Below are 12,674 nucleotides of genomic sequence, written 5' to 3'. Positions count from 1 at the left end.
CTCGGGCAGGAAATGGCCGCTGTCGATCGCTTGGCCCTCGGCCTGCGGTGCGAAGGTCTGGTGCCAGACATCGATCGGGCTTGCGCCCTTGGCTGGAATCCCGGCCTCGCCCCAGAGCACCTGCACCGGGCAGAGAATGCGCTTGCCTTCCGCCAGATCGGCCTTGTCGTGTTCGATATCGGTGGTGGCGCCGGCGCGATAATCCTCGCAAGCCGCGTGGGTGCGCGCGGGATCGCTGAAGGATTCCGCATAGGATCGCATCGCCAGGGGATCGAACAGGTCGAGATTCTTCGCCCGGCTCCAGCTCGCGATGGTGCGGTCGAGCCAGCCGACCGGATCGGCCTTGAGCAGGTTTTCGGGGATCGGCTCGGGCTGGGCCAGGAAGGTCCAGTGATAGACCTGCATGGCACGCGCCGCGTTCATGCCCTCCCACATCGAGACCGTCGGCAGGATGTCGAGCAGGACGAGCCGCTCGACGCGGCCGGGATGGTCGAGTGCGAGGCGATAGGCGACGCGCGCCCCGCGATCATGGCCGATCACGCCGAAGCGGATATGGCCGAGCGCCTCCATCGCGGCGACGATATCCTCGGCCATGCCGCGCTTGGTGTAGGTCTCCTTCCCGCCATCGCCATGGGGCGCCGCCGACCAGCCATAACCGCGCAGGTCCGGGCAGACGACGGTGTGGGTCTTGGCCAGCTCCGGCGCCAGGCGATGCCATTCGGCATGGGTCTGCGGGAAGCCGTGGATCAGCACCAGCGGCGGGCCTTCGCCGCCGACGCGTGCGAAAATCTTGCCGACCGGCCCGTCGATCCAGTGCGCCTTGAAGCCGGGGAAGAGGGAGTCGATGTTCGCCATGCGCGGCAGCATAGCGCCGCGCCAGCCTCCCTGTCAGCCTTGCTCGCGCTTGATCGCCTGCCAGCCGATATCGCGACGGCAGAAGCCGCCGGGCCAGTCGATCTTGTCGACGGCCACGTAGGCGCGCGCCTGCGCCTCGCCGACGGTCTTGCCGAGTGCGACCACGTTGAGCACGCGACCGCCATTCGCCACGAGATCGCCGTTCGAAAGCTTCGTGCCGGCATGGAAGACGAGGACATCGTCCAGCGCCTCTGCGTTCTCGACGTCGCGGATCATGCTGCCGGTCTCCGGCTTCTCCGGGTAGCCCTTGGCCGCGAGTACGACGGTCAAGGCCGCCTCGTCGCGCCAGCGCAGGTCGACCCGGTCGAGCACGCCGTCGCAGGCGGCGAGCAGCGCCGGCACGATATCGCTCTTGAGGCGCGGCATCAGCACCTCGCATTCCGGGTCGCCGAAGCGGGTGTTGTATTCGATCAGCTTCGGCCCCTGCGCCGTGATCATCAGGCCGGCGAAGAGCACGCCCTGGAACGGCGTGCCGCGCTTCGCCATGCCGGCGAGCGTCGGCCGGATGATCTCGGCCATGACGCGCTCGGTCAGCGCGGGCGTCATCACGGGGGCCGGCGAATAGGCGCCCATGCCGCCGGTATTCGGGCCGGTATCGCCGTCGCCGACGCGCTTGTGGTCCTGTGCCGAGGCCAGCGCCAGGGCGTGCGTGCCGTCGCAGAGCGCGAAGAAGCTCGCTTCCTCGCCGATCATCCATTCCTCGACCACGACCTCGGCGCCGGCCGCGCCGAAGCCGCCCGAGAACATCATGTCGATGGCCTCGTTCGCCTCATCCAGCGTCTCCGCCATGATCACGCCCTTGCCGGCGGCGAGCCCGTCGGCCTTGATCACGATCGGCGCGCCTTGCTTGGCGACGTAAGCTTTGGCGGAAGCGGCATCGCCGAAGCGGCCGAAGCCGGCGGTCGGAATATCGAATTCGGCGCAGAGCTCCTTGGTGAAGCCCTTCGAACCTTCGAGCTGGGCCGCGGCCTTCGACGGGCCGAAGACCTTGATCCCGGCAGCGCGGAGATCGTCGGCGATGCCGGCGACCAGCGGACCTTCCGGCCCGACGACGACGAGGCCGATCCCCTGCAGATGGCAGAAGGCGACGACCGCGGCATGATCGGCGATATCGATCACGACATTCTCGCCGCAATGGGCCGTGCCGGGATTGCCCGGCGCGATGAACAGCGTGTGGCAGAGCGGCGAGGCCGAAATCGCCCAGGCGAGCGCATGCTCGCGGCCGCCCGAACCGATCAGAAGAATTTTCATGCTGGCTCCGATCCGCGTTGGCGGGTTTGTGAGCCCTCATTCTGAGGAGCGTTCCTGACGAACGCGTCTCGAAGGATACTCCAGAGCGCGCTGGAACATCCTTCGAGACGCCGCAGGCGCGGCTCCTCAGGATGAGGGCTGAGATCGGCCGAAAGGACTCTTGCGCAATAGCGGCACAGCGCCTCGCGGGCAACGCTTCTGCTGACTTCTCCCTCCCGCTATGGTCCGGGCATGAACAGCGAATCGCAGCAGACGAGCGGCAATGCGCCGGAATGGTCAGTCTCGGATCTCTCCGGGGCGCTGAAGCGTACGATCGAGGATAATTTCGGCTTCGTGCGCGTGCGCGGCGAGATTTCCGGCTATCGCGGCCCGGTCGCCTCCGGCCATGTCTATTTCTCGCTGAAGGACACCAACGCCAAGATCGACGCGGTGATCTGGAAGGGCGTGTTCGGTCGCCTGAAGACGCGCCCGCAGGAAGGGCTGGAGGTCATCGCCACCGGCAAGATCACCACCTTCGCCGGCAAGTCGAGCTACCAGATCGTCATCGATTCGCTGGAGTTGGCCGGGGCCGGCGCGCTGATGGCGCTGCTGGAGGAACGCCGCAAGCGGCTGGCCGCGGAGGGCCTCTTCGCCGAGGAGCGCAAGCAACTCATCCCCTATCTGCCCTCGGTCATTGGCGTCGTGACTTCGCCGACCGGCGCGGTGATCCGTGACATTCTGCACCGCCTCGAGGATCGTTTTCCCCGCCATGTCCTGGTCTGGCCGGTGAGGGTGCAAGGTGAGACCAGCGCCGCCGAGGTCGCCAACGCCATCGCGGGCTTCAATGCGCTTCCCGTGGGCGGGCGGATTCCGCGTCCCGACGTCATCATCGTCGCGCGCGGCGGCGGCTCGCTCGAAGACCTGATGAGCTTCAACGAGGAGGTCGTGGTCCGCGCTGCGGCGGCCTCCGAGATTCCGCTGGTCTCCGCCGTCGGCCACGAGACGGACTGGACCTTGATCGACCACGCCGCGGACCTGCGCGCGCCGACGCCGACAGGCGCGGCCGAGAAGGTCGTGCCCGTCCGGGCTGAACTGATGGGCTTCGTCGCCGATCTCGCACGCCGCCATGCCGGCGCGATGCTTCGCCTCTCGGATCGCCGCCGCAGCGATCTCAGGGCGCTCGCCCGCGCCTTGCCCGGACCCGAGGCCGTTCTCTCCGGCCCGCGCCAGCGGCTCGATCTCGCGGCGACGCGGCTGGCCCCTGCATTGGCTCGCAATGCCCGTGCCCATGAGCAGGCCTTGCAGGCCTTGTCACGCCGCCTGGAGGCGCGCTCGCCCCGCGTTCAGCTCGTTCGCTTGCGGACGCAACTTGATGGTTTCGGGCGCGCGCTCGCCGCCGCCAGGGGCAATGCCGTGGCCGGCGAGCGCACCCGGATCGCCAATGCACGCGACCGACTTGCGACGCTGGAGACGCGCGCGCGCAATGCCTTCGGCCAGAGCCTGATCCTGCGCCGCGAGCGTGTCACCGTGCTGTCCCAGCGTATCGAACGCGCCTTCGGCCAGGCGCTGCATCGTCGTGCCGACCGACTCGCCTCGCTCTGGACGCTGATCCGTTCGCTCGGGCCGGAGGCGGTGCTCTCTCGCGGCTATGCCTTGATCCGCGACGAGGCCGGGGCGCTGGTTCGCGGCGTCGAGGCCGCCCAGCCGGGCAGGGCGCTTTCGGTCCAGCTCGCCGATGGCAGCTTCGGCGTCACGGTCTCGGGTGGTGGCGAGTCCGGAGGGACGAGGCCACTCGCGCCGCGCCCTGTCCGCAAGACATCGACGCCAGGATCGCAGGGCGATCTGTTCTGAGGCTCAGGGCGCGGTCAGGAAGGCCTTGACCCGCTTCAGCGCATCTTCGCGCGCCGCCATGTTGGTCCCGACCGTGACCTTGCCGGTGCCGCTGGCGGAATATGCGATATTCTCGCGCTCCTTCACCTCGAGGCGCGGGTGGTCGAAATCATGCAGCGCGCCCGGATAGAGCACGAGCCCGACCTGCTCGCCGCGCGCCTGGGCGGCCTTGGCGAGATAGCTGCAGGGCGCCGCCGGCGTCCAGTCGTCGGCATCGCCCATCAGGATCAGGAGCGGGATGCGGGCGGAGAAGCTCGGCGATTCCGACTGGCTCCGGCAGGCAGGGTAGAACGCGGCAGCCCGCTTGAAATCGGGCTTGCCGTCGGTCGGGGTCTGCTCCTTGCGGATCGCCGTCAGCACGGTCAGGCCGCCGCTGGACCAGCCGAGCAGGGAGATGGCATCGCGTTTGATATTGTTGCGCTGCTGTAGCCAGATTCGCGCTGCGGCCGCATCGGCGACGCGCTCGCGCCCGGCCCGGACCGTCAGATCCTTCACACCGCATTGCGAGCCAAGCCCGCGCGAGCCGTAGCTGTCCGGCATCAGCACGGCGAAGCCGGCGGCGGCGAGCCGCTCGCCCCAATCGGCGTGCCGCATCGAGAGTTGGCCATGCTCACGCCACAAGCCGCCGCAACCATGCAAGGCGATCACGGCCGGGAAAGGCCCCGCGCCGGCCGGCAGGTAGAAGACGCCGGTCAACGGCCCCTGCTCGCTGGGAATGGCGACGCGCTCGTAGCCGCCTGCGCGGGCGGCAGGCGCTGCCGCGAGCAGCGCAAGGCTCATCAGGAACGCCATGAGGCGCTGAAGACTGGACATCGCCGACCAGAAGGTTATCACAAACCACGGAGTATCCCGGCTTTCCGTTTCCCGATCAATGATTTGATGCAATTTTGATGAATATCAGCGAGCGCCTTCCGCCTCACGGCCCTGAAGCCATCGTCGATTACGGCCCCGGCGAGTTCCGAGTCGTCAAGCCGGGTGCCTTCGTGCGATGCGCCGTGACCGGCGCGCCGATCCGCCTCGACGATCTCCGCTACTGGTCGATCGAATGGCAGGAGGCCTATGCCTCCTCTGAAGCCGCGCTGCTGAGATTGCGTCGCGCCGGTCGGGCCTGAGGAAGGCCGCTCTCAGCCCGCTTTGGCGAGAGTGTCCAGTAAGCCGGCGATCGCCTCGGGCTCCGCGAAGACGAGCGAGACCGGCACCACGACCAGCGATCCCAGCGCATCCTCGGGCCAGAGCGGCGCGAGCTTGGTCCAGTCCTTCTCCGTCGTCGCGATCAGGGCGCCATGTTCGCGTGCCGCTGCGAGCGCCGCCGCGACATCGCCCTGTCCATAGGCGTGGTGATCGCCATGGGCTTGTTCGGCGACGACGGTCGCTCCTGCGTCGCGCAGTGTCGCCGTGAATTTCTCGGGGCGGCCGATCCCCGACAGCGCCACGATCTTCTGCCCGCGCAACTGCGCGACGGCGGCGTCCGCTGGTTTCAGAATGGCAGCAAGAACCGGCTTCTTCTGTGCCCTCGCAATGGCGGCGACGCGTTCGCCTGCGCCCCCCGATCCGATCACGACGATGGCGTCGGCTTCGCTCATCTGCTCGGCGAGCGGGGCCCGCAAAGGGCCGGCCGGCAGGCACAATCCGTTGCCGGCGCCGCTCGCCCCGTCGACCACCGCAAGCCTGAGATGCTTCGCCAGTGACGGGTTCTGCAAGCCGTCATCCATCACCACGACGCTGGCGCCGAGGCCGCGCGCCAGCCTTGCGCCTGCCGCCCGTTCGCGGGCGATGACGGTGCGGGCATGACGCGCCATCAGGAGCGGCTCGTCGCCGACATCGGCTGCGCGATGGCGATCCGGATCGACTTCGACCGGCCCGGCGAGCCGACCGCCATAGCCGCGCATCAGCACGAACGGCTTTTCGCCCCGTTCCCCCAGCAGGCGCGCCAGCGCGATCGCCGTCGGCGTCTTGCCGGCACCGCCGGCGATGAAATTGCCGACGCAGATGATGGGCAGGCCGGCTTCGACGCCAGGCTGCCGCATCCGGCGCAAGGTGATCCGGCCATAAAGGACGCCGAGCGGTTGGAGCAGCCGGGCGAGCAGCGTGGGCTTGTCCCGCCACCAGAAGCGCGGGGCACGCAGCATCAGGGGGCGCTCTCGCGCTGGCCGATCGCGACCCGCATCAGCAAGGGCTCAATCGCGTGGAGCGTGCGGTTCAGCGCGCCGCCCAGTTCGGTGGCCGTCTGCGCCGCAGCGCGGGCCGCCTGCCGGGCCTCGGCCGGGTTGTTCAGCCAGCGATGGACCGCGCCGGCCAGCGCCTGCGCATCCGCGACCTCGCGCGAGCCGCCGTCGCGGTCGAAGGCGGCGAAGATCTCGACGGCATTATGGACATGCGGCCCGTGCAGCAGCGCGCAGCCGAGCTTGGCCGGCTCGATCGGATTGTGCCCGCCGATCCCCTCGACCAGCGAGCCACCGAGGAAGGCCACCTGCGACAGCCGGTAGAACAGGCCGAGCTCGTTGACGGTGTCGGCGACATAGAGATCGACATTCCGTTCCGGGCTGCCGCCGGCCGCGCGGCGCGAGACGGCGACATCGTTCGCTTCCGCCAGCGCCTCGATATCCGGGCCGCGCTGCGGATGGCGCGGCGCGATGATGGTCAGCAGCTTCGGCAAATAGGGCTTGATCGCGAGATGGGCGGCGAGCACCAACTCATCTTCGCCCGGATGCGTGCTCGCGGCGATCCAGACCGGGCGGCCGGTCGTCTGGCCGTCGAGGATCGCGAGCGTGTCGGGATCGGCCGGTGGCGCGGGCACGTCGAATTTCAGGTTGCCGGCAACACTGACGCGCGGCGCGCCGAGCTGGGCCAGCCGCTCGGCATCGCCCTGCGATTGCGCGAGGCACGCTTCGAAGCAGGAGAGCAGGAAGCGCGAGGTCTTCGGCATCTTGTACCAGCGCGCGAAGGAGCGCTCCGACATCCGGCCATTGACCATCACGACGGGGAGGTCGCGCCGTTGGGCTTCGATCAGAAGGTTCGGCCAGATCTCGGATTCGCAGATCAGGCACAGGTCCGGGCGCCAATGCTCCATGAACCGGCGCATATAGCGGGGCACGTCGAGCGGGATGTATTGATGGATCACGCCGCCGGGCAGGCGCGCCGCCATCAGCTTGGCCGAGGTCACGGTGCCCGAGGTTACCAGCACGCCGAAGCCGCGCTTCTGCAGCTTGGCGATCAGCGGCAGCAGCGTCACGGTCTCGCCGACGCTGGCGCCGTGGAGCCAGACCAGCGGCTTGTTCGGCCGCTTGACGCTGGCATGGCCGCGGCGCTCGGCGAGGCGCTCGGGATCTTCCTTGCCGCGCCGCCGGCGCCAGAGCAGGAGCCCAGCGGCCGCGGGCTCCAGCAGCCTTGTCGCGTAGCGGTAGCTGCGGAGGATAGCCCCCTTGCCGCTCATGCCGGCGCTCCGGCCGCGGCTTGCTGCTTGTCGCGCAGGCCGGCGCCCGGGTCGCGGCTGCCGACGAGCGCGTAGCCGCGGGCATGGACGTCGTCGAGGCTGGCCTGGAGCGCGAGGCGCGCCGCTTCCTGCGTCGCCTCGTCGGCGTCGCGCGCGACATAGATCGCCTCGCCGACCACGATGGCGCAGCGCCCGAAGGGCAGGCCGATCGAGGCGCGGTCCCAGCTATTGAAATCGATGCGGCGGCTCGTCACCACCGCGACCGCGCGGATCGGACGGCCGGAGGCGCGCGCCAGCGAGATGATGCCGGGACCGACAATGCGGGCCCGCTTCGGTACGTCGGCTGTCAGCACCATGGTGTCGCCGGCCGCAAGCCGCCGGACCATGGCGAGGAAGGCGCTGGCGCCGCCCTTCTCGCGGATCTTCTTGCCGAGCGCGCCCGAGCCGCGGATCGCGCCGATGCCGAGCTCGCGCAGCGCGACCGCATTGAAGCCGCCATCGCCATGGCGCGAGACCAGCGAGCAGGCCGGCATCCAGTCCGGCCGCGCGAAGGGGATCATGATGTGCTGGCCGTGCCACATCGCGAAGATCAGCGGCAGTTCCGGCCGGACATGGTCGTAGATATCGGCGGGCTCGAAGACGATCCGGTTCGTGCGTTGCACGAAGCGCAGATAGCCGGCCAGCATCCGGCCGAGCGTTTCCTGCGCCACGCGCGTCTTGAGGATCGAAAAACCCATAGGTCCTGTCGTCGGGTCCTGTCTTGCGAAAGCCGCTTCGGCTCAGGCCTTGGCGGTCTCGGGGTCGAGCAGGCGGTGGAGATGCACGATGAAATAGCGCGTCTGCGCCTGGTCGACGGTCTGCTGCGCCTTCGCCTTCCAGGCCGTGTGGGCTGTGGCATAGTTCGGGAAGACGCCGACGATGTCGAGCTTCGACAGGTCCTTGAAGGTGATGCCGTCGAGCGATGCGAGCTCGCCGCCCAGCACGAGGTGAAGAAGCTGTTTCTGTTCAGGCTCGGTGCTCATCGAACTCTCCTGCGAGGGCTGTGGCGCCCCCATAAGCCATCCCGGCCGCCCATGCGAGCGGGCCGCGCCTGGAGCGTTGAAAAAAAATCGTCAGGCGGGCTGCGTCCGTCCGTCGCGCAACCGGTCGATCGCCGCCTGCAAGGAGGTTGCCAGCTTGCCGTTGCTCGCCGCGAGCATGCCATGGACCGGCACCTCGCGGTTATAGACGACGGGCCGGCCCTCGCCGTCGGTCAGCCGCCCGCCGGCCTCGCTCAGCACGAGATCGGCCGCCGCCAGATCCCAGTCGCGGGCATCGGGCGAGATCAGCCCGGCATCGATCGTGCCGTCGGCGATGCGCGTGAGACGCAGCGCCAGCGACGGAATGCGGCCGACGGCTTCGAAGCTCTCGAACTGCGCGAGCGCATCGAGCATCGGCTTCGGGCCGGCAATGCGCGCGCCGGCCAGGCTGTCCGCGGAAGAGGCGTAGATCGTTTCGCCATTGAGCGTCGCGCCCCCGCCCGCGAGCGCACGATAGGTCGCGTTGCAGGCCGGCGCATGGACGATGCCGAGGATCGGTGCGCCCTGATCCAGCAGCGCGATGCAGACGGCCCAGTCCGGCGAGCCCTGCATGAAGGCGCGCGTGCCGTCGATGGGATCGACGACCCAGACATAGCGATGCGACAGCCGCTGGGCGTCGTCGACCGTCTCCTCGGAGAGCCAGGCGGCCTCCGGCAGCAATTCGGACAGGCGGATACGCAGGAAGGTATCGACGCCGATATCGGCCTCCGTGACGGGCGAGCCGCCGCTCTTCGACCAGGTCCGCGCGGCCGTTGCCGCACCGGGCCGGAACAGGTCCACAGCGATCGCGCCGGCTTCGAGGCAGCTTTCGCCGACGGCCTTCAGCAGCTCGGCTGCGATCGGTAGCGTGGTGGCGTTCATGGCTTTCCTATCGGCCGTGAAAGTCGCTGTTTCAAGCCGAAAATGCGGCTGCGGATCGAAAGATTCCGTCAAGCATCCGGCGGGAAAGCGCTCGGTTGGCGGCCGATTGGGGCGGAAACACCTTCCTTTAACCCAACCCCTTAAGCGCTCGGACACAGCTGGCCGCCATCCTCACAGGGCAAGCACGAGAGCCCCGGCATCGACAGAGGGCTCCGTAGCAGCAGGGATTATAGAGAGGCGTTACAACCGATGGCCAGCGTCACGCCGGCCGCCGGAGAGAGCGGTTTTGTGCCTGTTCTCTCCGGTGGTCCGACAACCCCCGCGATCGTTTCCCGCAACCCGATGCCGGATCGTCCGTTCGCCCCGGCGATCGAGCGTGTCGGCTCCGTGCGGATCCTGCGCGGCACCGCCAATTGGCGTGGCGTCGCGCTTCGCCTGGCCAATCCGGCCGGCGACGACGAGCGTTTCGAACTGGCCCTGACGGCCGGCGACGGCCGTTCCATCGTGGTGGCGTCAGTTGCTCAGGAGGACGCGGTTGCGCTCTGGCGGGATTTCGGCCGCACCAGCGGCTTGCCGCTCCTGCTCGAAGGCGCCGATGGCGTGGTGAGCGAGCCCTATCCGCAGCTCGGCCGGGTCGCGCTCGGCGCGGTTCGCATCCGCCGCCGCCACGGCCTGCTGAGCGGCCGTCGCCCGCGCTTCCTGACCCGCCGCAAGACAGGCCGCCTCGCCGAATTGCCGGTGATCGTCAGCGGCGACCGGATGACGGACTGAAGCATCGGCCCGAAAAGTGGACTGCGGTTTTCGGGCAAAGCCGATGCGGAACGAGAACGCTAGAACCAGCCGCGGCTCATCGCATCGAGCGCGAGCCCGGCTGCCAGAAGCAGGCCGGCATCGCGGTTAGACCGGAAAATCCCGAGCGCTTCGGGTGCGGTCGCGCCGTTGATGCGCGTCACCTGCCGCCCGAGATGGATGGCGAAGGCGGCAAAGCCCAGCCACGCGAAAGCCCCGCCGCCGACCAGCCAAATCGCGGTGCCCGTCAGCACCGCCGCCAGCGCGAAGCAAAGCGCCACCGCCTCGCGCGTACGGTCGCCGAAATAGCGCGCGCTCGAGCGGATGCCGGCGATGACGTCGTCTTCCAGGTCCTGCATCGCGTAGATCGTGTCGTAGCCGACGGTCCAGGCGATGGAGGCGGCATAGATCAGGTAGGCGGGCGGATCGAGCCGGCCGAATACGGCGCTCCAGCCCATCAGCCCGCCCCATGAGAAGGCCAGGCCCAACACGAACTGCGGCATGTTCGTGATCCGCTTCATGAACGGATAGATCGCGACGATCACGAGCGAAGCGATGCCGAGGACGATCGTGAAGCGGTTGAACTGCAGGAGCACGACCAGCCCGGCCAGTGCCTGCGCGACCATGAACAGCGCCGCGGCCTTCGCCGTGACCTGTCCGGAGGGCAGCGGCCGGCCGCGTGTGCGCGCAACCTCGGCGTCGAGCTTGCGGTCGATGATGTCGTTGAAGGTGCAGCCCGCCCCGCGCATCAGGACCGCGCCGACGAAGAAGAGCAGGCAATGCCAGGGATTGGGATAGGGTTGGCCGGCGGCGATGGCAGCAAGCCCGGCCGCCCACCAGCACGGCATGAGTAGAAGCCACCAGCCGATCGGCCGCTCGATCCGGGCGAGCTTCAGGAAAGGCCTTGTCGCATGGGGAGCCCGCGTGTCGACCCAATGCCCCTTGAGCGCATCCGGTAAAGGCGCGCCGGGGAGGGGGGCGTCACGCCCCGGGATCGTTCCCGGAGAGGCCGGATCGGGCATGGCGCCGGGCGCCGGTCAGAGCGCGCCTTGCGGGACGCGCATCCCGCCGCCGGCGCCGCTGGTGACGGAATCGGCGCCGCCGAACGGGCTGCCGCCCCGCGCCTGCTGCTGCTGCTGGGCGCGGCGCTGCATCTCGGCCTGCTGCTTCACCGCGTTGCAGGCCTGCGCGCGGAAGCCGGCCACCTTCTTGTTGTCGGCCTGCATGCCTTCGATGAAGGACGGGGGAATCTGGCACCAGTCCTGATTGGCGCTGGCGAACTTGATCGCGGCGTCGCCATTGTTGGAGAGACGGCCGAATGTGCCGCAGGCCTCCTGCGGCGTCATCTTCTTCTTGGCCTTCTGGGCGGCGGCGAGCCGCGCGACGATCGACTGGCGCTCGGTGATCAGCTTCTGGAGCTGCTCGCAACCCGAGGCCTGCGCATATGCGGGGGCAGCCGCCAGGAACGGGGCCGCGGCAAGGCCGAGCACCGCGAAAACGCCTGAAGCCATCCAACGCCGCATGGTGTCCTTACTCCGGATTGCCGGTCCGCCTGGCCGGTCCTTGAACATGTCCTTACCAGCAGGCGCTGTTAACGCCAACGACCCTTGCGAGTCTATGGGTAGCCTTTTGGGAAGGGCTCGCTACTAAAGCAGGATTGTGGCGTTTTTCCACAGCACGCGACGCTGTCATCGATTTCCGGAGGCGCCTGCGCCCATGTCCGTTCCCGATTTTGCCCGGCACCGGCTCTTCGTCGATCAAGCCTTCGCTCCGGCGGCGATTCTTCCCTTGGAGCGCGAGCAGGCCAATTACCTCCTGAACGTGCTGCGGCTGCGGGTCGACGGCACGGTGCTCGTCTTCAACGGGCGCGACGGCGAATGGCTGGCTCGCCTCGTGCCGGAAGGACGCAAGCAGGCCAATCTCGAGCTGGTCCGGCAGACGAAGCCGCAGCCGCCGGCCTCCGACCTGCATTACCTGTTCGCGCCGCTGAAGCATGCGCGGCTCGACTACATGGCGCAGAAGGCAGTCGAGATGGGCGCCGGCCTCCTCCAGCCCGTGCTGACCCGGCGCACCCAGGTTTCGCGGCTGAACCTCGATCGCCTGCGCGCCAATGCCGTCGAAGCGGCCGAGCAATGCGGTATCCTGAATCTGCCGGCGATCGAGGCCGAGCGGCCGCTCGAAGCCGCGCTCTCGGGCCTGGCGCCGGAGCGGCTGCTGGTCTTCTGCGACGAAGACATGGCGCAGGAAAGCCCGGTTGCCGCCCTGGCGGCGCATGGGCCTGCGCCTCTGGCCGTGCTGATCGGCCCCGAGGGCGGCTTCGACGAGGCCGAGCGGAAGCTGATCCGCGCACGGCCCAACACCCTGCCGATCTCGCTCGGCCCGCGCATCCTGCGGGCGGATACCGCGGCGGTCGCAGCTCTGGCTCTGGTCCAGGCGGTTCTCGGAGACTGGCCGAGAGCCTGAGCGGAGGGCGGGCA

Annotated in this window: 14 protein-coding genes; 4 read left to right on the top strand and 10 right to left on the bottom strand. The window is 68.8% G+C overall.

Annotated elements, in window-relative coordinates; genetic code table 11:
* Together JHD80_RS24740 and purD are read right to left on the bottom strand one after the other, a co-directional pair.
* A partial coding sequence (locus tag JHD80_RS24740) for an alpha/beta hydrolase (RefSeq protein ID WP_199092826.1) occupies positions 1 to 855 on the bottom strand: 855 nt, incomplete at its 3' end.
* Positions 856 to 888: 33 nt separating this feature from the next.
* On the bottom strand, positions 889 to 2,166 hold the full coding sequence (gene purD / locus JHD80_RS24735; protein WP_199092824.1) for a phosphoribosylamine--glycine ligase: 1,278 nt from the start codon (positions 2,164 to 2,166) through the stop codon (positions 889 to 891).
* A 231-nt stretch (positions 2,167 to 2,397) separates the two neighbouring features.
* Between purD and xseA the strand changes: the two genes are divergently transcribed.
* Positions 2,398 to 3,996 (top strand): exodeoxyribonuclease VII large subunit, encoded by a 1,599-nt coding sequence (gene xseA / locus JHD80_RS24730; protein WP_199092822.1) that lies wholly within the window; start codon positions 2,398 to 2,400, stop codon positions 3,994 to 3,996.
* A 3-nt stretch (positions 3,997 to 3,999) separates the two neighbouring features.
* Here xseA and JHD80_RS24725 read toward each other — a convergent pair whose 3' ends face one another.
* The gene (locus JHD80_RS24725; protein WP_248311761.1) at positions 4,000 to 4,815 is read right to left on the bottom strand and encodes a dienelactone hydrolase family protein; all 816 of its coding nucleotides are present in this window, start codon (positions 4,813 to 4,815) and stop codon (positions 4,000 to 4,002) included.
* A gap of 110 nt (positions 4,816 to 4,925) precedes the next feature.
* Between JHD80_RS24725 and JHD80_RS24720 the strand changes: the two genes are divergently transcribed.
* Positions 4,926 to 5,147 (top strand): DUF2093 domain-containing protein, encoded by a 222-nt coding sequence (locus JHD80_RS24720; protein ID WP_199092818.1) that lies wholly within the window; start codon positions 4,926 to 4,928, stop codon positions 5,145 to 5,147.
* A gap of 12 nt (positions 5,148 to 5,159) precedes the next feature.
* On the opposite strand, the gene lpxK is transcribed toward JHD80_RS24720, so the two are convergent.
* From lpxK to JHD80_RS24695, 5 genes are all read right to left on the bottom strand, one after another.
* Positions 5,160 to 6,164 carry a tetraacyldisaccharide 4'-kinase gene (gene lpxK, locus JHD80_RS24715; protein WP_349237346.1) on the bottom strand — a complete coding sequence of 335 codons (1,005 nt, stop codon included), beginning with the start codon at positions 6,162 to 6,164 and terminating at the stop codon, positions 5,160 to 5,162.
* The gene (locus tag JHD80_RS24710) at positions 6,164 to 7,468 is read right to left on the bottom strand and encodes a 3-deoxy-D-manno-octulosonic acid transferase (RefSeq protein WP_199092816.1); all 1,305 of its coding nucleotides are present in this window, start codon (positions 7,466 to 7,468) and stop codon (positions 6,164 to 6,166) included. The genes lpxK and JHD80_RS24710 overlap by 1 nt, the downstream gene beginning before the upstream one ends.
* Entirely contained in the window at positions 7,465 to 8,205 is a 741-nt protein-coding gene (locus JHD80_RS24705) for a lysophospholipid acyltransferase family protein (protein WP_199092814.1), read from the bottom strand. Before JHD80_RS24705 ends, JHD80_RS24710 begins: the two co-directional genes overlap by 4 nt.
* Positions 8,206 to 8,247: 42 nt before the next feature.
* Complete coding sequence (locus JHD80_RS24700; RefSeq protein WP_199092812.1) at positions 8,248 to 8,490, bottom strand: DUF4170 domain-containing protein; 243 nt, start codon at positions 8,488 to 8,490, stop codon at positions 8,248 to 8,250.
* Positions 8,491 to 8,580: 90 nt separating this feature from the next.
* Entirely contained in the window at positions 8,581 to 9,408 is an 828-nt protein-coding gene (locus JHD80_RS24695) for a 3'(2'),5'-bisphosphate nucleotidase CysQ (protein WP_199092810.1), read from the bottom strand.
* A 342-nt stretch (positions 9,409 to 9,750) separates the two neighbouring features.
* On the opposite strand from JHD80_RS24695, the gene JHD80_RS24690 reads away from it, so the two are divergent.
* The gene (locus JHD80_RS24690; RefSeq protein ID WP_199092808.1) at positions 9,751 to 10,179 is read left to right on the top strand and encodes a DUF6101 family protein; all 429 of its coding nucleotides are present in this window, start codon (positions 9,751 to 9,753) and stop codon (positions 10,177 to 10,179) included.
* Between the two features lie 59 nt (positions 10,180 to 10,238).
* On the opposite strand, the gene ubiA is transcribed toward JHD80_RS24690, so the two are convergent.
* Together ubiA and JHD80_RS24680 are read right to left on the bottom strand one after the other, a co-directional pair.
* The gene (gene ubiA / locus JHD80_RS24685) at positions 10,239 to 11,219 is read right to left on the bottom strand and encodes a 4-hydroxybenzoate octaprenyltransferase (protein WP_199092806.1); all 981 of its coding nucleotides are present in this window, start codon (positions 11,217 to 11,219) and stop codon (positions 10,239 to 10,241) included.
* Positions 11,220 to 11,234: 15 nt separating this feature from the next.
* Positions 11,235 to 11,708, bottom strand: a complete 474-nt coding sequence (locus JHD80_RS24680; protein WP_199092804.1) for a hypothetical protein — start codon at positions 11,706 to 11,708, stop codon at positions 11,235 to 11,237.
* Positions 11,709 to 11,913: 205 nt separating this feature from the next.
* On the opposite strand from JHD80_RS24680, the gene JHD80_RS24675 reads away from it, so the two are divergent.
* Positions 11,914 to 12,660: a 16S rRNA (uracil(1498)-N(3))-methyltransferase gene (locus JHD80_RS24675; protein ID WP_199092802.1), complete on the top strand. Its 747-nt coding sequence runs from the start codon at positions 11,914 to 11,916 to the stop codon at positions 12,658 to 12,660.
* Positions 12,661 to 12,674 lie beyond the last annotated feature (14 nt).

Source organism: Allobosea sp. ASV33 (assembly GCF_016428755.1).
In the GTDB taxonomy this organism is placed as follows: domain Bacteria; phylum Pseudomonadota; class Alphaproteobacteria; order Rhizobiales; family Beijerinckiaceae; genus Allobosea.
The sequence above is the reverse complement of the archived record's forward strand: the minus strand, read 5'-3'. Positions and strand labels throughout refer to the sequence as shown.